Origin of the sequence: Bradyrhizobium sp. SEMIA, from assembly GCF_014844175.1 — a bacterium.
Lineage (GTDB): Bacteria > Pseudomonadota > Alphaproteobacteria > Rhizobiales > Xanthobacteraceae > Bradyrhizobium > Bradyrhizobium arachidis.
The window spans coordinates 8,783,683-8,804,462 of record NZ_CP046601.1 but is presented as its reverse complement, the minus strand read 5'-3'; the positions used below and the strand labels follow the sequence as shown (position 1 = coordinate 8,804,462).

Here is a 20,780-nt window from a genome sequence, read left to right as displayed (position 1 = left end):
GTTCCACGGCGGATGCAATGACTCTCACGTGAGAGTCGCGCGATCATGCGTAACGGCGGCGTGATTTCACGAGCGTGTTCGACGAGGCTGGGCGGCTCGCGCGCAGCGCAGGAACAATGGCTGGAGGCGAGCGCGCAATACGATGAAGCTGTTGGGTAGCTATTGCTCTATGGGACTTGGTTGACGCACGTAATAGATGTCCCACTCCGCTTCGTGCGTCCGCTCGAAGCCGTGTCGTTGATAAAAGCGATTCGCTTCGCTGCCACGCAGTGCATCCAGGCGGATCGAGATACGCTGCGAATCGGCATCTGCGAAGATCTGTCGAAGCACCGCGGCTCCGATCCCCTTTCCCTGTTCAGGCAGGATGATGAAGCGGCACAGCGCGGGCTCGAAGGTTGCCAAAAAGCGATCGCGCGCGCTGCGGATCAAAGCGTCCGACATGCTCCAAGCTCTCGCGCATCGCGGCGATGCGGATGGCCACCAGCTCGTCAGCGTCGGACTGCGTCGTGGGCGCGAAAGTCAGACTCATTGGAAAGCCTGTTAGGCCGCACCACCTCCGGAGCTACACCGCACGTTAGTCCGTGCTACCGAGCCGAGTCCCGGCTAGGCGTAGCGTCATTCCGCCAATGCTTCGTATCGCCGGGGCATGCCGCGCCGCGTCCGGGACACGAGCATTCACTTACGCCGACTTCTTCTTTGGCTTCGGCTTGGTCGCCTTCGGCACGACCTGCGGCTCGGGATTGCCCTCGATCGAGGACAGGCGGCCGGACGTGAAGGTGTAGATGCCCGCGCGCGGGCCGGTGGTCCAGGTCACCACGGCGACGCGGCGGCCGCCGGCATCGTTGGAGAGATTGACGTTCGAGGGCGCGCCGATACCGCGCACGACGTCGCATTCGGTGTGGCCGAGCGCAACTGTGCCGCCCACCGGCGCCGGCGCCGTCGTCGACGCATTGGCATCGGAAGGTCCGGCGGCGGCGCCATGCCGGGACAGGCGCCGTCGGCGCTGACCAGATCCTCGGCCGTCACCGGCTTGTCGGGCGTCAGCGGCGGCGATTCGATCGAGATGCTCTTGATGAAGAGGCGGCCGGGCCGTTGGAACCACTCGGCGTCCTTCGACAGCAGATCGGTCCCGCCCGAACAGCCCGCAACCAGCGGTGCGAGGGCAGCGAGCGCAATTATGAGCGAGCTGGGAAGCTTTTGATGTCGCACGATAAACTAAATTCCCCGCGTGAAGGACGACCCCTAAGCACTTGTCCCACCATCACTTTGCGGCACGAAATTGACCAAAGCCAGTATCGCCCGAAAAGTGCAAATTATCATTAATTGCGATCGACCGCTAATTCCGGCGCTGCCACCGGCCCCGCTCGTCGGCCTGCCAATAGGTGACATCAAATCCCCGCGCCTTGCAATCCGTCCAAGTACTGCGGGCCAAAGCGAGCGCATCCGGATCGTCGCCGTTGAACAGCAGCACCATGCGTTCATAGCCCTGCGCGTCCTGCGGCAGCGCGGCATTGTCGATCAGGAAGCGGACATTGGCGCCGTTCGGATTGTCCTCCGCGATCGCCAGCAGGATCGGCTGATCGGCGGCATCGTTCACGCGCCATGTCGCATGCGGCAGGAAGGAATCGTCGCGATAGGTCCATAAGTGCGCGTCGAGCGCATCGGCGCGCTCCTCCGAGGTCGACTGCACGACGACACGCCAGCCGCGCTCGAGCGATTTCTCGAGAAGCGGCGGCAACACATTCTCCACCGTCATGTTTTGCAGATGGTAGAACAGCACTTCAGTCATCGCGGATCATTTGCGCTCGTAGTGATCTGCCACCAGCCGATCCAGCAGGCGGACGCCATAGCCGCTTCCCCAGCTCTGGTTGATGTCGGTCTTCGGCGCGCCCATGGCGGTGCCGGCGATGTCGAGATGCGCCCAGGGGGTGCCGTCGACGAAGCGCTGGAGGAATTGCGCCGCGGTGATCGAGCCGCCGTGACGGCCGCCGGTGTTCTTCATGTCGGCGAACTGGGAATCGATCAGCTTGTCGTATTCGGGGCCGAGCGGCATGCGCCAGACCTTCTCCCCGCTCTCGATGCCGGCGGCGTGCAGGCGTTCGGCCAGCTCGTCATTGTTGGAGAACATGCCGGCATGCTCGGTGCCGAGCGCGACCATGATCGCGCCGGTGAGCGTGGCGAGGTCCACCATGAATTTCGGCTTCACCCTTTTCGCGACGTACCAGAGCACGTCGGCCAGAACGAGGCGCCCCTCCGCGTCGGTGTTGATGATCTCGATGGTCTGGCCCGACATCGAGGTGACGATGTCGCCGGGGCGCTGCGCATTGCCGTCGGGCATGTTCTCGACGAGGCCAATGGCGCCGACCACGTTGGCCTTCGCCTTACGCGCCGCTAGCGCGTGCATCAGGCCGACGACGCAGGCAGCTCCCCCCATGTCGCCCTTCATGTCCTCCATGCTGCCGGCGGGCTTGATCGAGATGCCGCCAGTGTCGAAGCAGACGCCCTTGCCGACGAAGGCGACCGGCGCCTCGCCCTTCTTGCCCCCGTCCCAGCGCATGATCACGGTGCGGCTTGGCCGCGCCGAGCCCTGGCCGACGCCGAGCAGCGCGCCCATGCCGAGCTTCTGCATCGCCTTGACGTCGAGCACCTCGACCTTGACGCCGAGCCTGCGGAGCTGGCCCGCGCGGCGCGCGAATTCCTCGGGGTAGAGCACGTTCGGCGGCTCGTTGACGAGGTCGCGCGCGATGACGACGCCGTCGACGACGTGGCCGGCCGAGGCGAACGTCTTCTTGGCCGCGCCTGCATCGCCCACCGCGAGCGAGATTTCGGCGCGCAAGCCGCGCTCCTCGCCGTCCTTCTTCTTGGTCTTGTAGCGGTCGAACTTGTAGGCCCGCAGCCGCAGGCCCGAGGCGATCGCCACCGCCTGCTCGCTTGTCATGGCGCCATCAGGCAATTCCGCCATGATGGTCATGGCAGTGGCCTCGGCAGACAGCTTGCTGGCGGCGACGCCGCCGAATTTGAGGAAATCGTTGGCCTTGAGGCTTGCCGCCTTGCCGGCGCCGATCACGACCAGGCGCGTGGCCTTCACCCCCTCCGGCGCCAGGATGTCGAGCGCCGCGCCGCTTTTGCCCTTGAAGCCGGCGGTGGACGCGGCCCGCTTCACCAGATCGGTCGCGCCGCCGAGCGCTTGGCCGTCGCGGGGCCGAGCTTCAGACCGTCGTCACAGAACACCACCAGGATGCCACGGGGTGCGGCAGACAACGGGACAAAGCCGACCTTGATGGCATCGGACATGAGTAACTCCTTCAAAACATCAGGCTTTTCGCCCTTCTTCGGCTCCCGCAGCGGGTCGGAGCTGAATGGCGATTCACTGGACTTTTCGCACTATGGGCCAGCGGCGCGGCAGATGCCAAGCACCGCCGTGGCCGCCAAGCCACAACGAGCGAAATATTAACCATATGCTGAGGGTGCCACGGGGCAGCCATTTTGTTGACGGATCAAAGGGATGGTAGTGAGTAAGTAAGCTGGCGGAAGAGCTGTTGGTCCGACCTTGGGGATCCCCTTGCGGGATTGGTTGGACGGATGCCATTCCGGCCTGCGTGGGGACTTGGTGGGATTCGTGCGGTAGCGCATGGGGTCAATCGATAGGTATATCTTCCGCACGACGCTGGCGTCGTTTGCGCTGGTCCTGGTCAGCCTCACCGGCGTGATCTGGATTACGCAGGCGTTGCGCGGCATCGACCTGATGACGAGCCAGGGTCAGACCATCCTGACCTTCCTCGGCATCACCAGCCTCGTCGTGCCCGCACTCGTGCTGATCATCTCGCCGATCGCGCTGATGATCGCGATCTCGCACACCCTGAACAAGCTCGCGACCGATTCCGAGATCATCGTGATGAATGCCGCCGGCTTCTCGCCGTTCCGGCTGTTCTATCCGTTCTTGTACGCCACCTGCGTGGTGGCGGCGCTCGTCGCCTTCATCGCGGCTTACCTCGCCCCCGACGGCATGCGGCGGATCAAGCAATGGGACGCCGAGATCACCGCCGACGTGCTCACCAACATCCTGCAGCCCGGCCGCTTCGCCCAGCTCGACAAGAACCTGACGATCCGGATCCGCGAGCGCCAGCCCGGCGGCATCCTCGCCGGCATCTTCATCGAGACCGCCGCGATCCGAACGAGCGCGTCTCGATCGTCGCCGAGCACGGCGAGGTCGTGAAGAACGAGAACGGCTCGTTCCTGGTGCTGAAGGACGGCAATCTCCAGCGCTTCGAGGCCGGCAAGCGCGATCCCGCGCTGGTGGCGTTCGGCCGCTACGGCTTCGACATGTCGAAGTTCGGCAACCAGGGCCGTGACGTCACCCTCGGCATCCGCGAGCGCTATCTCTGGGAGCTGTTCTCGCCGTCCGAGGATGACCCCGTCTACAACCAGATTCCCGGGCAGTTCCGCTCGGCCCTGCATGACAGCCTCCTGGCCCCGATTTATCCGTTTGCCTTTGCCGTGCTGACCTTCGCCTTCCTCGGCGCACCTCGCACCACCCGCCAGAGCCGCAATTTCTCGATCGGCTCCTCGATCCTCGCGGTGTTCGGCCTGCGCATGGCGGGCTTTGCCTGCTCGGTGATGGCAGTGAAATCGCCGGCCCCGGTGCTGGTCCAATACGCGATGGTTTTCGGCGCCATCGGCGTCGGGCTGTGGATGATCGTCGGCGGCATCGTGGTCGAGCCGCCGCCTGGCCTCTTGGAAGCCATCAACAGGTCGAACGCGCGCATCGCGCGACTGTTCGGACGGCCGGCCACCGCATGAGCATGCTCACCAACACGCTCGGGCGCTATTTCGCCGGACGCTTCGTCGTCGCGGCGCTCGGCGTGTTCGCCAGCATCTTCCTGCTGCTGGTGCTGGTCGACTACATCGAGATGGTGCGCAAGACCTCGGGCCTTGCATCCGCCTCCGCGCTCATGGTGGCCGAGACCTCGTTGTTCCGGGTGCCACAGCTGCTGGAGAAGCTGACGCCGTTCTGCATGCTGATCGGCGCCATGACCTGCTATCTCGCCCTCTCCCGCCGGCTCGAGCTCGTGGTCGCGCGCGCCGCCGGCATCTCGGCCTGGCAGTTCATCTCGCCCGCGCTCGGCAGCGCGCTGCTGATCGGGGTGATCGCCACGGTCGCCTACAATCCGATGTCGGCGAACTTGCGCGAACTCTCCAAGCGCATGGAGGCGGAGCTGTTCGGCTCGGCGCCGGGCGGCGGCATCCAGGACGCCACCGGTTTCTGGCTCAACCAGGTCACCAGCGACGGCCAGACCATCATCAATGCCGCGCGCAGCGAGCAGCAGGGCGTGCGGCTCACCGGGCTCACGCTGTTCCGATTCGACACAGATCAGCACTTCAAGGAACGGATCGAGGCGCGTGAGGCCACGCTCGAGTCCGGCCACTGGCTGTTCAGGGGCGTCCGCCGCTTCACGCTGGACTCACCGCCGGTCGACCAGGCCACGTTGGAGATTCCGACGACGCTGACCGAGGCGCAGGTCCGCAACAGCTTTTCCACACCCGAGACTGTGTCCTTTTGGCAACTACCGAGCTACATCCGCTCGTCGGAAAGCTCGGGCTTCGCGACAGCAGGATACCGACTCCAGTATCAAAAGCTCCTGGCGCAGCCGTTTTTGCTGGCTGCCATGGTGATGCTCGCGGCCTCCGTGTCGTTGCGCTTCTTCCGGATGGGCGGCGTGCAGAAGATGGTTTTGAGTGGCGTGGGCGCAGGCTTTCTGCTCTACGTTCTATCGAAAGTGACTGAAGACTTGAGCAAGGCTGAGTTGATGCATCCGATCGCTGCGGCGTGGTTGCCCGTGGTGGTGGGCGGCCTCACCGGCTTTTTGGCCTTGTTGTACCAGGAGGACGGTTAGTGACTGCCGTCCGTCGAGGACCCGTGTCTCGTTTGACGCGGCGCACCGTGGTGCGCGCGAACGGATGCGGCTTGTCCATGCGCAGGCTCCTGTTCGCCATCGTCACGGCTGCCTCGCTCGGCGGCCTGATCGACGTCGCCGCGGTGGCGCCGGCTGCGGCCCAGGGCTTCACCTACAATCCGCTGCCGCCGCGTCCGAAGCCGCCGAAGGTCGCCAACGACAACCAGATGCTGGTTCAGGCGACCGAGGTCGATTACGACTACAACAATTCGCGCGTCTCCGCGGTCGGCAACGTCCAGCTGTTCTACAACGGCACCAGCGTCGAGGCCGACAGGGTCATCTACGACCAGAAGACCAAGCGACTGCATGCCGAAGGCAACATCCGCATGACGGATGCCGACGGCAAGATCACCTATGCCGAGATCATGGATCTCTCCGACGACTACCGCGATGGTTTCGTCGATTCGCTGCGCGTGGATACCGCCGATCAGACCCGCATGGCGGCAAGCCGCGCCGACCGTTCCAGCGGCAATTACACGGTGTTCGAGAACGGCGTCTATACGGCCTGCGCGCCGTGTAAGGACGATCCGAAGAAGCCGCCGCTCTGGCAGGTCAAGGGTGCCCGCATCATCCACGACCAGCAGGAGAAGATGCTGTATTTCGAGACGGCGCAGCTCGAATTCTTCGGCGTGCCGCTCGCCTACATGCCCTATTTCTCGACGCCCGACCCGACCGTGAAGCGCAAGACCGGCTTCCTGATGCCGGGCTTCACGTCGAACACGCCGTTTGGCTACGGCGTCGAAGTCCCGTTCTACTGGGCGATCGCGCCCGACATGGACATGACCTTCAACCCGCGCATCACGACCAGGCAGGGCGTGCTGTTCCAGGCCGAATACCGTCAGCGCCTGATGGACGGCGCCTATCAGATCCGCGTCTACGGCATCGACCAGCTCGAACCAAGCGCGTTCGCCGGTCTGCCCGGCGACCGTCAGTTCCGCGGCGCCGTCGACACCAAGGGCCAGTTCGCGCTGAACGACAAGTGGGTCTGGGGTTGGGACGGCGTCCTGATGTCCGACTACTATTTCTTCTCGGACTACCGGTTGTCGCAGTACCGCGATCCGCTGGGCTCGTTCCTGTACCTGCCGACCGACGCGCTGTCGCAGCTCTATCTGACCGGCGTCGGCAATCGCAGCTTCTTCGACGCGCGCACGATGTACTGGCTGAGCTACTCGGGCAACCAGAGCCAGGTGCCGGTCGTCTACCCCGTGATCGACTATTCGAACGTGCTGAACTATCCGGTGTTCGGCGGCGAGTTCAGCTACAAGACCAATTTCGTGAACCTGTCGCGTGACAGCGCGGTGTTCGATCCGATCACGACGATCGCCAACACCAACAGCCTGTGCACGACCGCGTCGGCCGATCCGCTCGCGCGCACGCCGTCGCAGTGCCTGTTGCGTGGCTTCCCGGGCACCTACACCCGACTGACCGCCGAAGCGCAGTGGCGCAAGTCCTTTACCGACCCGCTCGGCCAGATCTGGACGCCGTTCGCCAGCCTCCGCGCCGACGCGATCAATTCCGACGTCTCCAACCAGCCGGGCGTGGCGAACTACCTGCCCACCGGAGACACCCAGGCGTTCCGCCTGATGCCGACGGTCGGTCTCGAATACCGCTACCCCTTCATCAACGTTCAGCCCTGGGGCTCGACCACCGTCGAGCCGATCGCGCAGATCATCATCCGGCCGAACGAGACCTATGCCGGCAAGCTCCCCAACGAGGACGCCCAGAGCATGGTGTTCGACGCCTCGAACCTGTTCGCCGTCGACAAGTTCTCAGGCTACGACCGCGTCGAGGGCGGCGGCCGCGCCAATGTCGGCGTGCAGGCGACCACCCAGTTCGACCGGGGCGGCGCGGTCAAGGTGCTGTTCGGGCAGTCCTACCAGCTGTTCGGCCTGAACTCCTTCGCGGTCCAGGACTCCATCAATACCGGTCTTGATTCCGGCCTCGACAAGCCGCGGTCCGACTATGTGGCGAGCGCCGCCTACTCGCCCAACAGCACCTATACGTTCAGCGTCCGCTCCCGCATGGACGAGCAGACCTGGAACGTGCAGCGCTTCGAGGCCGAAGGCCGCGCCAACTTCAATCGCTGGTCGATGAGCGTGATGTACGGCAATTACGCGGCCCAGCCAGAACTCGGCTATCTCACCCGCCGCGAGGGCATCCTGACCTCGGGCTCGATCAAGGTCGCGGCCAACTGGGTGGTGACAGGCTCGGCGCGCTGGGACCTCGAGGCCAACAAGATCAACCAGTATGTGCTCGGCGCCGGCTATGTCGACGATTGCTTCGTGCTGGCGGCCAACTATGTAACTTCGTATAGCTATTCGGCGGGCACCACGCCGCCTACGCTGAGCCACGCGTTCATGTTCCAGATCGGCCTGCGCACGCTGGCGACGTCGACAGGCAGCAGCAGTTCCGCCGGCCTCCAGTGAACGGTTTGAAGTCCCGGCCGCGTTTGCCTCTTCCCGGGCTTGCGACGGCGGGCATGCGAGCGACACTCATGACGACCCCATTGCCAGTCTTCCGCTTCCTCCTCGCCATCAGTGCCGGACTGGTCCTGACCGGCCTGCCCTCGCCCTCGCGGGCGCAGAACATCGTCGTCATGGTCAACGGCGATCCGATCACCGATTTCGACATCGAGCAGCGCTCCAAGCTCGACCAGCTGACGACGCAGAAGACCCCGAGCCGGCAGGAGGTCATCAACGAGCTGATCGACGACAAGGTGAAGATCAAGGAAGGCAAGAAGTACGGCGTCGACCCCGGTGTCTCCGACATCAACCAGTCCTACGAGGGCATGGCGCAGCGCATGCGCATCTCGTCGGAGCAGCTCACCAAGTCGCTCGAGACCAAGGGCGTACGCCCCGAGACGCTGAAGGGCCGCATGAAGTCCGAGATGGTCTGGACCAGCCTCGTGCGCGGCCGCTTCAAGGAGAAGCTGATGGTCGGCGAGAAGGACGTTGCCGACAAGGTGCGCGAAGGCGGCAACGAGAAGCTCCAGATCGAGGGCACCGAATACAAGATGCAGCCGATCGTGCTGATCGTGCCGCGCGGCTCGTCCCAGGCGTTCATCGAGACCCGGCACAAGGAGGCCGAGGGCTATCGCGCCCGCGTCGGAAGCTGCGAGGAAGCCAATTCGCTGTTCCGCTCGACGCCGAACGCCACCATCCGCGAGAGCGTCACCAAGACCACCGCGGACCTGCCCGAGGCGCTGCGCAAGGTGCTCGACGACACGCCGGTCGGCCATCTGACCCCGCCCGAAGTGACCAGAGCCGGCATCGAGATGGTGGTGCTGTGCTCGCGCAAGCCGACCACGATCGACACGCCGAAGAAGCGCGAGATCCGCGAGAAGATGTATCAGGAGAAGTACGAGAAGACCCAGAAGGCCTATCTCGACGAGCTCCGCAAGGCCGCGATGATCGAATATCGCAACCGCTGATGGCCAGCGCTCCGACAAAGCCCCTCGCCCTGACCCTGGGAGAGCCCGCCGGCATCGGCCCCGACATCACCATCGCCGCCTGGCTCCGTCGCCGCGAGCTGAAGCTGCCTGCCTTCTACCTGCTCGGCGACGAGGCCAGCCTCGCCCGCCGTGCCAAAGCGCTCGGCGCCGATGTCAGGATCGCCGCGGTGAGAGAACGCTAGGCGCTGGTGCAGTGCATCAGGATCCGCGTCGGCTCGCGCGTCCCCGCTCCCCCATCAGGCGTAGCAGCCTCCGGCCAATCTCCCATGGCCTCGCCATGGCCGATCAGGCGGACCAGCGGCTTCTTCAGGCTCTTGGCGATTTCCGGCGTCGTCACGATCAGCGCGCCGCCGCCATCGGAGACGACGCAGCAATCCATGCGATGCAGAGGATCGGAGATCATCGGCGAGTTCAGCACATCCTCGACGGTGACGACGTCCTTGAGCATCGCATGCGGATTGTATTGCGCGTGATGCGAGGCCGCGACCTTGATCCACGCGAGTTGCTCGCTGGTGGTGCCATAGTCGTGCATGTGGCGCATGGCACACATGCCATAGGCATTGTGCGTGGTCGCGCCGTAAGCGGACTCGAAATCGACCTCCGCGCCGGCCGCACGCGGCGGCATCACGCCGGTACGCGGCTTGCCGGCGAGCGTGATCAACGCGATCGAGCACTTGCCGGCGGCAATGGCTTCGGCGGCGTGGCCGAGATGAATGATGTAGGAACAGCCGCCAGTCTCGGTGGAATCGACGTGGCGCAGCTTTTTGGTGTTCAGGCCGAGATAGTCGACCATCGGCCAGGCGCCGCCGGGCGCGTCGCCCGCGCAGAAATAGCCGTCGACATCGTCCTTGCTGATCCCGGCATCCTCGATCGCGCCCTTGGCGACCTCGGCGTGGAGCTGGGCGGTGGATTTGTCCGGCGCATGCCGGGTCGGGTGTTCATAGATCCCGGCAATGTAGGCCTTGCCCTTGATGGTCAAAACAGAGGTCTCCGCTCGCGTTTCTTCTTGGCTCTTTTTTCTGAACCGCACCGGCCTGATTGGCAAGCGCGGAAATATTCCGTCGCGCGAGAGGGCAGCGGGTTGGCGCAACTCTCCCGACCCGTCATCCCTGAGAGCCGGGCCGTTCGAGGCTCGCCGAAGAAGCTCGCACCTCAGGATGACGGTTAAGCAGGGCTAGCTGTCTCAACATCGTCATTGCGAGCGCAGCGAAGCAACCAGGAATTTTTCCGCGGATGCATTTCTGGATTGCTTCGCTGCGCTCGCAATGACGGCCAGACACGGCTCCGCACCCTCGCGGCGGGTTCGCCCGAGTTTTGCTTCCGTCTGGCTTCCCTCTCGAACAGAGGGCGCAGGGAAGACCGGGTGCCGGCTGGGCACCCACGGTCCGCTGTGTGCGAATGCGCGAAGAACAGATGCACAGCGGCATACAGGTGAAGCCAAACATCCGGCCTTCCCTGCGCAGTGGCTTTACGGCTTATGCCGCGCTCTCCCCGGGGAGCGATGCACTATTGCCCCCGTCGCCTTGCGAGCGATATCACACGACCTCAAGACAAACGCCAATCAATGAGAACAAAGCAAGAACAAAGGAGCCGCGCTCTCCCCGGGGAGCGATGCACTATTGCCCCCGTCGCCTTGCGAGCGATCGCAAGACTTGACGCACAGACCCCGGGCGTCAGGACCACACGATTTTGCCGTACGCGAGACCGCGCCCGTCGTGCCGCGAGACAATCGCTCGCGTGACGCAGCCCGCGTCCACCGCCGCTCACCCCGCGTTTCGTGACGATCGCGATACGCCCCTCCGAGGGATGAGGTGGCGGACAGATACGATAATTCCGAATTTCGGTAAAGCGGAATATTTTTGAGCGCAAGGATTGACCCGCGGCATGGGTGTTTTGCCCGACGGGCAACGCAAGGGATGGTGTGTAGCCGGCGCCGTAGGGTGGGCAAAGGCGCAACGCGCCGTGCCCACCATCTCGCCGAAATCAATCCCGAAGACGTGGGCACGCTTTGCTTTGCCCACCCTACGGGACTGCCCTACTCGGCTGCAATCTGCCTTGGCGCGGGCGGCGGGCTCGCGAGATCCGCGGCGAGCTGGGCATAGCGGGCCTTGGCGTCTGCCACCGCCTTCTCCTTCACCGGACCGTAGCCGCGGACGCGGTCGGGCAGTGACAAGAGTTCAACCGCTGTATCGATCGTGACCGGCGACAGCAGGCCGAGCACGGTGGCGACGTCCTTCTCGTAGCCGGCGATCAGGTCGCGCTCGAGCTTGCGGTCGGCGCTGCGGCCGAAGATGTCGAGCGGGGTGCCACGCAGGAATTTGAACTTTGCCAGCACGCGGAACGCCTTCAGCATCCACGGGCCGAAGGCGCGCTTCTTGGGACGACCGAGCGCATCGATCCCGGATGCCAGGATCGGCGGGGCCAGGTTGAAGCTGAACTTGAAGTCGCCCTCGAACTGGTCGCGCAGCTGCTGCTCGAAAGCGCCGTCGGTGAACAGGCGCGCGACTTCGTACTCGTCCTTGTAGGCCAGCAGCTTGGCGTAATTCACCGCGACCGCGCGCGGCAGCGCTTCGCCGTAATCGCCTTGCTTCGCGGCATCGCGGACCTGGTCGATCAGCTTGCGATAGCGTTTGGCAAGGCGGCCGTTCTGGTAGGCGGTCAGATGCTTGGCACGGTGCTCGATGACTTCGTCGAGTGTCATGGCATCGAGCGTCTTCGGCGCGACCACCTCGTCCGTGCCCTTCAGCATCTCGGCAAGGCGCGCGGGATCGGCGACTGCGAGGCGGCCGAGGCGGAAGGCCTCCTTGTTCATCTTGATCGAGACGCCGTTGACCTCGATCGCCTGCTCGATCGCTTCAGCCGACAGCGGCAGCAAGCCCTTCTGATAGGCGTAGCCCATCATCATCATGTTGGTGGCGATGCTGTCGCCGAGCAGCTGCTCGGCGGGCTTGGTGAAGTCGAAGAACGCCGAGTCCTTATGCAGCGCCGTCTCGAGCAAGCCGGTCAGCTTGCGGGTTTGGAAATTGAAGTCGCGGTTGAGGATGAAGTCAGCGGTGGGAATGACGTGGCTGTTGATGATGCCGCGGGTGCGGCTGGTATCACACAGCGAGATCGTGTCCTTGGCGACCGCGACCACCTCGTCGGCGGCGAGCACGAGATCGGCAGTGCCGGTGACGATGCGCGAGCAGGTCACCTCGGCCGGATGGTCCGACAGACGCACGTGGCTGAGCACCGCCCCGCCCTTTTGCGCGAGGCCCGACATGTCGAGGATCATCGAGGCCTTGCCCTCGATATGGGCGGCCATGCCAAGCAGCGCGCCGATCGTCAGCACGCCGGTGCCGCCGACACCGCCGACCGCGATGTTGTAGGGTTTTTCAAGCGTCGGGCGCGAGGCCGGCTCGGGCAGCGCACCGATATCGGCGAGCTCGGCCGGCGCGCGATGGCGCGGTGCCCCGCCGTCGATGGTCACGAAGGACGGGCAGAAGCCTTTCAGGCAGGAATAGTCCTTGTTGCAGGACGACTGGTTGATGGCGCGCTTGCGGCCGAACTCGGTCTCCAGCGGCTCGACCGAAATGCAGTTCGACTGCACCGAGCAGTCGCCGCAGCCCTCGCAGACCGCCGGATTGATCATGACGCGGCGCGCCGGATCCTCCATCAGGCCGCGCTTGCGGCGGCGGCGCTTCTCGGCGGCGCAGGTTTGCACGAAGACGATCGCGGAGGTGCCCTTGAACTCGCGGCACATCTTCATGACGTTCTGGAGCTCGTCGCGGTGATATTTCTTCACGCCGGGCGCGATGGTGTCGGCGGGATAGGCGTCGGGGTTTTCCGAGACGAGATAGATCTCGCGGATGCCCTCGGCGTGGAGCTGGGCCATGATCTTCTCGGGCGATAGATCACCGTCGTGACGCTGGCCGCCGGTCATGGCGACGGCGTCGTTGTAGAGGATCTTGTAGGTGATGTTGGCCTTGGAGGCGACCGCCTGGCGGATCGCGAGAATGCCGGAGTGGAAATAGGTGCCGTCGCCGAGGTTGGCGAAGATATGGTTCTCGTTGGTGAAGGGCGCGATGCCGACCCACGGCACGCCCTCGCCGCCCATATGGGTGAAGGTCTCGGTCGAGCGGTCCATCCACAGCGCCATGAAGTGGCAGCCGATACCGGCGAGCGCGCGGCTGCCTTCGGGGACCTTGGTCGATGTGTTGTGGGGGCAGCCGGAGCAGAAATACGGGGTGCGGGAAACCGGCGCGACCGCCTGCATCTGGGTGGCCTGGCGGCCGTTGAACCAGTCGGCCTTGGCGCGGAGCATCTCCGCGATCTCGGGATTGAGATTAAGTCGAAGCAGGCGTTCGGTCAGTGAGGTCGCAAGCGAGGCGACGCTGAGCTCGGCGGCGAAAGTGAGGAAGCGCTTGTCGTGCTCGTCCATCTTGCCGACGATGCGCGGGCGCACGTCGTCGCGCCAGTTGAACAGCTCCTGCTTGACCTGGTTCTCGACGATCTCGCGGCGCTCCTCGACGATGAATATCTCTTCAAGGCCGACGGCGAAGTTGCGCACGCCTTCCGGCTCCAGCGGCCAGGGCATGCCGATCTTGTAGAGGCGAAGGCCGATTTTTGCGGCAACCTCCTCGGTGATCCCCAGCTCGCGCAGTGCCTGTCGGACGTCCTCGTAGCTCTTGCCCGAGGCCATGATGCCGAAGCGGGCGTTCGGCGAGTCCATGGTGATGCGGTTGACCTTGTTGGCGCGCGCAAAGGCGATCGCGGCAAAGCCCTTGTAGTCCTGCAGGCGGCGGTCCTGCTCGAAGCGGTCATCGGGCCAGCGCAGATTGAGCCCGCCGGGCGGCAGCTCGAAATCGGTCGGAATGATGAAGGGCTTCATCTCGTCGGTGAGATCGATCTCGGCGGTGGTCTCCACCGTCTCGGTGATCACCTTCATGCCGACCCAGCAGCCGGAGTAGCGCGACATCGCGATGCCGAGCAGGCCCATCTCGATCATCTCGTGGATGCTCGAGGGATAGAGATACGGCATCAGCGCCGAGATGAAGGCATGGTCGGACTGATGCGGGACGGTAGAAGACTTTGCGCCGTGGTCGTCGCCGGCCAGGCACAGCACGCCGCCGTTCTTGGCGGAGCCGGCGGCATTGCCGTGGCGGAACACGTCACCGCAGCGATCCACGCCGGGGCCCTTGCCGTACCAGATGCCGACCACGCCGTCGTACTTGGCGCCGGGCGAGAGGTTGAGCTGCTGGGAGCCCCAGACGGCGGTCGCCGCCAGGTCCTCGTTCACGCCGGGCTGGAACTTGATGTTGTACTCTTCGAGATGCTTGCGGGCGGCGAAGAGCTGCTGGTCGTAGCCGCCGAGCGGCGAGCCGCGATAGCCGGAGATGAAGCCCGCTGTGTTGAGGCCGTTAGCGCGGTCGCGCCGGATCTGGGCCATGGGAAGGCGGACCAGGGCCTGGATGCCCGTGGTGAAGACATGTCCGGTTTGCTGGGTGTATTTTTGGTCGAGACTGATCGGACCCTGGTTGATTCCCATGCTGTCCTCGTTTTGCCGCCCTGTTCAGGCCCTTGTTGCTTTAGGTCGCTTAAGCCGTTGCTTGCCCGTTGTTTTTAGCTAGGGCGCGCCGACCACCTTCGCCACTCTATGTCGGATATTTCACGCTCCGCATCACAAATCTGGACCAAAGGGAGCGCCGGGTAAAAATCGCAATTTCGTGGCCGGAAGCACACCGGGGATTTTCAATTTGTGTCACCATACCCCCGTCGTCGCGAAATGAATCGATGCCCGATCCTACGGGATGCGGGCCATTGGTCGCAGGAGAGACCGGGCATGCGGACGATTCTGGCTGTGATCGCGTTGTGCAGTGCAGTTGCGAGCGCGGCTTTCGCCGCCGATCCATCGCCGGAGCTGATCGCCTATGGCAAGGCGCTGGTCGAGGCCGGCGGCTGCGGGGGCTGCCACACCGCCGATCCGGCGAAGCCGTTTGCGGGCGGCAAGCGCATCGACACGCCCTTCGGCGCGGTCTATGCGCCGAACCTGACGCCCGACCGCGACACCGGGATCGGCGCCTGGGCGGATGCCGATTTCACCCGCGCGCTCCGCACCGGCATCGCGCCTGACGGCTCGAACTATTATCCGGCGTTCCCCTATCCCTACTTCACGAAGATGACCAAGGACGACACGCTGGCGATCCGTGCCTATCTCGGAACGCTGGCACCGGTGGTGAACCGCAACAAGCCGCCGGAGCTGCGCTGGCCGTTCGGCTATCGCCGCCTGATGCGGGTCTGGAACGCCTTCTATTTCAAGCCTGGCCTGTTCGAGCCGGACCAGAGCCAGAGCGCGGCGTGGAACAGAGGCGGCTATCTCGTCACCGGGCTCGCCCATTGCGGCGCCTGCCATACGCCGAAGAATTACTTCGGCGCGGACAAGCAGGCTCAGGTCCTCTCCGGCAACGAGGTCGGCGGCTGGTACGCGCCACGGCTCGACGGCGCCGCGCGCACCGGGCTGAAGTCATGGAGCGTCGAGGACATCACCGAGTATCTCCAGAGCGGACGTAACGCCAGGAGTCATGCCGACGGGCTGATGGCCGAGGTGGTCGTCAACTCGACCTCGAAGATGAGCGATGCCGACGTGACGGCGATCGCGGTCTATTTGAAGAGCCTGCCGCCGTCGCGGCGCGAGACCATCGTGACGCCGCCTGAGGATGCCGAGATGAAGGCCGGCCAGGCCGTCTACGCAAAGCTCTGCATCGCCTGTCACGAAGCCGACGGCTCCGGCGCGCCGCGGATCTATCCGCCGCTGCCGGGCAATGCGCTGCTGCAATCGGTCAACCCGTCCTCGACCTTGCGCCTCATCCTCGACGGCGCCCATACCGTGACGACACCGCGCGCGCCCAATACCGGCGAGATGCCTGCCTATGCCGAGCAATTGTCGAACGAAGAGATCGCGGCGGTGACGAACTACATCCGCAATTCCTGGGGCAACGCGGCACCGCTGGTGACGCCGGCGCAGGTCGCGAAGGCAAGGAAGTGAGGGGCGAATGGGGAGTAGTGAGTGGCGAATGGCCAGATCTATTCGCCATTCGCGCGCGACAGCGCTTACCTCCCCTCGTCCTCCGTGAAGACGAATTTCGGCATCTCCCATTTGTAGCGCACCGCCAGCAGGCGGAAGCTGATGCCGAGGACGAAGGTCAGGATGGTCCAGAGCTCGGCGTTGAGCTTGAGGCCGAAGGCGGTGGCATAGAACAGACCGGTCACCACCGAGACGCTGGCATAGAGCTCGGAGCGGAACAGCAGCGGCACGTCGTTGCACAGCACGTCGCGCAAGATGCCGCCGGCACAGCCCGTTACCATGCCGGAGACGATGACGATCGGCAGCGAGGCATCCATCTGCCAGGCGACGTCGCAACCGGCCATGGTGAAGACGACAAGGCCGATGGCATCGAGCACGATGAAGGCGACCTTGAGCCGGTGCACGAGGCGGGCGGTCAGGATGGTGAGGAAGGCGGCGCCGCCGGCGAGCGCGAGATAGATCGGGTGCTGCACCCAGACCAGCGGATAATGCCCGAGGAAGAGATCGCGCAGCGTGCCGCCACCGAGCGCGGTGATGCAGCCAAGGAAGCAGACGCCCAGCCAGTCCATGCTGCGGCGGCCGGCAGCGAGCGCGGCCGTCATACCTTGCGCTGCGACCGCGACCAGCGACAGGAAATGCAGCACGCTATCGCTCGGCGGCAGGCTCCACATGATCTTGTTCCCTTCCTCCGCTGGTGGAACTCACGCTTTCGGTTCCCCAGGCGAACAGGTTCCCGATTCCCGCAGCCGGGGCAACATGCGACGAAAGCATAAAGGAGGCGGAACGGAATCTCGCAGCTGAGGGTTGTCCCGGCGTCATAACCGAGGAGACCAATCGATGGCTGACGACCGTTTTCCCAACGATCCGTACCGCCCGAACCTCGCCGACGATGAGTATCTTCGCGCGGCGCGCCGGGATGCCGACCTTCAGGCCGATCCCGAGCTTGGCGAAGGCCCCGCCTCCAGCGGCAAGGTCGCGCTGTTCGCGGTGGCGATCGCCCTGGTGCTGGGCGCCGTGTTCTATGGCTTGAACAACACGACCACGGGCAACCAGGCGAGCAACACGCCGGCGACACAGACTGCGCAGCAGTCGCAGCCCGCCAATCCGGCTGCACCTCCCGGCATGCGCGACGTGACGCCGCGCAACAACGCCGCGCCGGGCGTGACCACGGGCGCCGCGCCGAGCAAGCCGGCCGCGCCGGCAGATACGCCTGCGGCAAAGCCAGCGCCGGATACGCAGACTCCGTCTGACGGCGCGAAGTAAGACGTAACACGATAGCTGTCGTCGCCCGGCTCGACCGGGCGACCCAGTACTACGAGACGGTTGTGATAGAGCCGAGAAGCCTCGGCGTACTGGATGCCCCGCCTTCGCGGAGCATGACACGAGAGGATGAGAGAGCGGCGGGACTCAACATCCCGCCGCTTTCGTTTGCCTTCAGCTGAACATCTTGTTGAGCTCGCCGCCGGAATAGCCGCTGCCGAGCTCTGCAAAAGTCCCCTTTTCCGCCATCTCCTTTGCGGCGCGCATGAAGCCGCCCCAGGCGGCGCGGGCGAGCGAGCCGCCGACGCTGATGCGGCGCACGCCGAGATCTTCGGCTTCCTTGAGCGACAGGCCGGGACCGCCGATCAGGAGGTTGAACGGCTTCGGTGCGACAGCCTTCACCACCGCGGCGATGTCCTCGCGTGTCTTCAGCCCGGCGCGTAGAGGCAATCCGCGCCGGCGTCCGCATAGGCGGTCAGCCGGTCGATGACGAGCTTGAGGTCGGTCACGCCCCACAAATAGGCCTCGCAGCGGCCGACCAGCAGCGTGCCGCTGTCGCCGATCGCCTTGCGCGAGGCCTTGATGCGCTCGACCGCGAGCGCGCGCTCGTAGATCGGCTTGTCCTTGTCGCCGGTGGAATCCTCGATCGAGAGGCCCGCGACGCCGGTGCGCACACCGCGCTCGACATTGTCGGCGACCTTGTCCGGCTCGACGGCGAAGCCGCCCTCGAAATCCGCATTCACGGGAATGTCGACCGCCGAGCTCAATGCTGCCAGATGTTGACAGACATCCTCGACGGTGACGTGGTTGTCGGCCTTGCCGATGGTCCAGGCAAAGCCCGCGCTCGATGACGCGATCGCCTTGAAACCGAGATGCTGCAAGGCTTTCGCGCTGCCGACATCGACCGGATTGGGCAGGATGAAGCAGCCGCTTTCGTGCAACTTCCTGAACGTCGCACGCTTGTCGGCGGTGGTCACATGCATGTTTCTCTCCCTTGTTGGCCGCGCAGACATGGGGATGCGTCGCGGCCGGCGCTAGTGCGCGTCGTGCACCGCGCGGCTGTCCTTCGGCGCCTGCTCGCGATCATTCATGCCGTAATCGCGGATGACGCTGGCGATGCGCAAATGATAGTCGGCGAAGATCCGCGCCCTGCCCTTGGCCTGGGTACGGCGATGCTCCATCGTGTTGCGCCAGGCCTGGACTGCTGCCTCATCGCGCCAGAACGACAACGAGAGGATCTTGCCCTTCTCGGTCAGGCTCTCGAAGCGCTCGACCGAGATGAAGCCGTCGATGGTTTGCAGGAGCGGCTTCAGATCGGCGGCGAGATCGAAATAGTCCTGGCGATGTTCCGGCTTGGGCCAGACCTCGAAAATCACGGCGATCATGGGCGTCTCCTTAGCGTTGGTGGCCTACACTACCACCTTGCGCAGGAACGTGCGCTCCTCCGCGAGGATGAATTTGTTCTCCTCCGCGAAATGGAAATTCGCCATGCCTTCGGAATCCTGCCGCAGCCTCGCGCGATAGGCCTCGTAGGCGGCAAGGCTCTCGAAGGTGATCAGCGCGAAGGCGATGTTGTTGGTGCCCTCATGCGGCATGAAATAGCCAATGAGGTCGCCGCCGCATTTCGGGATGATGGTGAGCCAGCGTTTTGAATATTCCTCGAACTGCGCGCGCTTGAACGGATCGAGCTGGTAGCGGATGAAGACGGTGACGGACATGATAGGCTCCTGATTTGTCTTCGTCATTGCGAGCGCTGGTCTCGTAGGATGGGCAAAGCGAAGCGCGCCCACGTCCTTTGTCCGCAACGACGATTGGTGGGCACGCCGCTACGCTCCTTTGCCCACCCTACGGCGCTGGATTGCTTCGCTCGCAATGACGACGTAGTGAGAGGCTACGCCCTTGCCCGACCACAATGCTTCGGCTACCATCGAAGCATGAAATCAGGTCCCGACATCGCCATGGTCGCCTCGCTGGTCGGCGATCCCGCCCGCGCCAACATGCTCACGGCGCTGATGAACGGCCGCGCGCTCACCGCAAGCGAGCTTGCGCAGGAGGCCGGCATCACGCCGCAGACTGCGAGCTCGCATCTGGCAAAGCTCGAGGCCGGCGGCCTCGTCGAGCCGGAGAAGCAGGGCCGGCACCGCTACTACCGTCTCACCGACGACGACGTCGCCGGCGTGCTTGAGGGCCTTGCGGGCCTTGCCGCACGCACCGGCCATATGCGCGTGCGCACCGGTCCGAAGGATCCGGCGCTGCGGCGGGCGCGGATCTGCTACGATCACCTTGCCGGCGATCTCGGCGTGCAGATGCTCGACACCATGCGCGAGCGAAATCTGGTCAGGCAGAAGAAGCAGGACATCGAGCTGACGGCCGACGGCGAGCGTTTCCTCGCCAAGAATTTGCAGATCTCGGCCGACATGCTCAGCCACCCGCGCCGCCCGGTCTGCAAGGCCTGCCTCGACTGGAGCGAGCGGCGCCACCATCTCGCCGGCACGCTGGGCGCTGCGATGATGCAGCGGTTCGCGGAATTGAAATGGGCCGCGCGCGATCCCACGCCCGGCAGCCGCGTCGTGAATTTCACCCGCACCGGCGAGAAGCAGTTCGCGGCGCTGTTCGGGAATGGGAAGGATTAGTCACGCAACCGTCGTGAAATCACACGTTCGCGTGTGAATGCGGGCTCTCGTCATGGCCGGGCTTGACCCGGCCGTCCATCGCTTTAAGCGCACTGTCGTTCCGGGATGGTCCGAAGGACCAGACCCGGAACCTCGAGATTCCGGGTTTTTCCGGAAAGATCATGCGTAAACAACAACCTAAAGCGCGATGACGATTCATCCAGATCTCATCGCGCTTAGCGACAGATGAGTGTCGCCTCAAGCAGCATGCAGGGAACGTTCATGCCGCATTCAGGTCATGATTGGCAGGTTTGCATCGCGATGCACGTTGCTTCCCCGATTTAACGTGTCGAATCGTGTCTTTTGATTCATTGTGCGCCGCAAGCGCCAAGCCCTGAAGATTCGCCCCCCCAAAGCCCTGCCCCAAGGACGAGAAGGAA

General features: G+C 64.5%; 12 protein-coding genes and 6 pseudogenes. 8 read left to right on the top strand and 10 right to left on the bottom strand.

What is annotated here, in order from left to right:
• Positions 1-159: 159 nt before the first annotated feature.
• The 4 genes and pseudogenes from FOM02_RS42165 to FOM02_RS42150 form a co-directional block, all read right to left on the bottom strand.
• Entirely contained in the window at positions 160-441 is a 282-nt protein-coding gene (locus FOM02_RS42165) for a GNAT family N-acetyltransferase (protein ID WP_199820226.1), read from the bottom strand.
• A gap of 238 nt (positions 442-679) precedes the next feature.
• Positions 680-1,209 (bottom strand): annotated as a pseudogene (locus tag FOM02_RS42160) (hypothetical protein).
• A gap of 127 nt (positions 1,210-1,336) precedes the next feature.
• Complete coding sequence (locus FOM02_RS42155; RefSeq protein ID WP_027557599.1) at positions 1,337-1,789, bottom strand: DNA polymerase III subunit chi; 453 nt, start codon at positions 1,787-1,789, stop codon at positions 1,337-1,339.
• A gap of 6 nt (positions 1,790-1,795) precedes the next feature.
• A pseudogene (locus tag FOM02_RS42150) lies at positions 1,796-3,294 on the bottom strand (leucyl aminopeptidase).
• Positions 3,295-3,631: 337 nt separating this feature from the next.
• Here FOM02_RS42150 and lptF point away from each other — a divergent pair.
• The 5 genes and pseudogenes from lptF to pdxA all read left to right on the top strand — a co-directional run.
• Positions 3,632-4,800: pseudogene (gene lptF, locus FOM02_RS42145) on the top strand (LPS export ABC transporter permease LptF).
• Positions 4,797-5,894 (top strand): LPS export ABC transporter permease LptG, encoded by a 1,098-nt coding sequence (lptG, locus tag FOM02_RS42140; RefSeq protein ID WP_027557596.1) that lies wholly within the window; start codon positions 4,797-4,799, stop codon positions 5,892-5,894. The pseudogene lptF and the gene lptG overlap by 4 nt, the downstream one beginning before the upstream one ends.
• 77 nt (positions 5,895-5,971) lie before the next feature.
• Entirely contained in the window at positions 5,972-8,380 is a 2,409-nt protein-coding gene (locus FOM02_RS42135) for an LPS-assembly protein LptD (protein WP_231164347.1), read from the top strand.
• Between the two features lie 68 nt (positions 8,381-8,448).
• Complete coding sequence (locus FOM02_RS42130) at positions 8,449-9,384, top strand: SurA N-terminal domain-containing protein (RefSeq protein WP_027557594.1); 936 nt, start codon at positions 8,449-8,451, stop codon at positions 9,382-9,384.
• Positions 9,384-9,575 (top strand): annotated as a pseudogene (gene pdxA / locus FOM02_RS42125) (4-hydroxythreonine-4-phosphate dehydrogenase); the annotation flags it as partial. The gene FOM02_RS42130 and the pseudogene pdxA, both read left to right, overlap by 1 nt.
• Positions 9,576-9,670: 95 nt before the next feature.
• Here the strand turns inward: pdxA and FOM02_RS42120 are convergent.
• Together FOM02_RS42120 and FOM02_RS42115 are read right to left on the bottom strand one after the other, a co-directional pair.
• Positions 9,671-10,384, bottom strand: a pseudogene (locus tag FOM02_RS42120) (thiolase domain-containing protein); the annotation flags it as partial.
• 1,056 nt (positions 10,385-11,440) lie between these two features.
• Entirely contained in the window at positions 11,441-14,932 is a 3,492-nt protein-coding gene (locus tag FOM02_RS42115) for an indolepyruvate ferredoxin oxidoreductase family protein (RefSeq protein WP_027564360.1), read from the bottom strand.
• 294 nt (positions 14,933-15,226) lie between these two features.
• Here FOM02_RS42115 and FOM02_RS42110 point away from each other — a divergent pair, with 294 nt between their 5' ends.
• Entirely contained in the window at positions 15,227-16,429 is a 1,203-nt protein-coding gene (locus FOM02_RS42110; RefSeq protein ID WP_265441048.1) for a c-type cytochrome, read from the top strand.
• Positions 16,430-16,494: 65 nt separating this feature from the next.
• On the opposite strand, the gene FOM02_RS42105 is transcribed toward FOM02_RS42110, so the two are convergent.
• Positions 16,495-17,139 (bottom strand): trimeric intracellular cation channel family protein, encoded by a 645-nt coding sequence (locus FOM02_RS42105; RefSeq protein WP_027564362.1) that lies wholly within the window; start codon positions 17,137-17,139, stop codon positions 16,495-16,497.
• 166 nt (positions 17,140-17,305) lie between these two features.
• Between FOM02_RS42105 and FOM02_RS42100 the strand changes: the two genes are divergently transcribed.
• Positions 17,306-17,731 (top strand): hypothetical protein, encoded by a 426-nt coding sequence (locus tag FOM02_RS42100; protein ID WP_027564363.1) that lies wholly within the window; start codon positions 17,306-17,308, stop codon positions 17,729-17,731.
• Positions 17,732-17,902: 171 nt separating this feature from the next.
• On the opposite strand, the pseudogene FOM02_RS42095 reads toward FOM02_RS42100, so the two are convergent.
• The 3 genes and pseudogenes from FOM02_RS42095 to FOM02_RS42085 form a co-directional block, all read right to left on the bottom strand.
• Positions 17,903-18,711, bottom strand: a pseudogene (locus tag FOM02_RS42095) (isocitrate lyase/PEP mutase family protein).
• A gap of 51 nt (positions 18,712-18,762) precedes the next feature.
• Positions 18,763-19,113, bottom strand: coding sequence for an antibiotic biosynthesis monooxygenase family protein (locus FOM02_RS42090; RefSeq protein WP_027564365.1), 351 nt, complete (start codon positions 19,111-19,113; stop codon positions 18,763-18,765).
• A 24-nt stretch (positions 19,114-19,137) separates the two neighbouring features.
• Positions 19,138-19,446, bottom strand: a complete 309-nt coding sequence (locus FOM02_RS42085) for an NIPSNAP family protein (RefSeq protein ID WP_027564366.1) — start codon at positions 19,444-19,446, stop codon at positions 19,138-19,140.
• A 216-nt stretch (positions 19,447-19,662) separates the two neighbouring features.
• On the opposite strand from FOM02_RS42085, the gene FOM02_RS42080 reads away from it, so the two are divergent.
• Positions 19,663-20,361: an ArsR/SmtB family transcription factor gene (locus FOM02_RS42080; protein WP_027564367.1), complete on the top strand. Its 699-nt coding sequence runs from the start codon at positions 19,663-19,665 to the stop codon at positions 20,359-20,361.
• Positions 20,362-20,780: the final 419 nt, after the last annotated feature.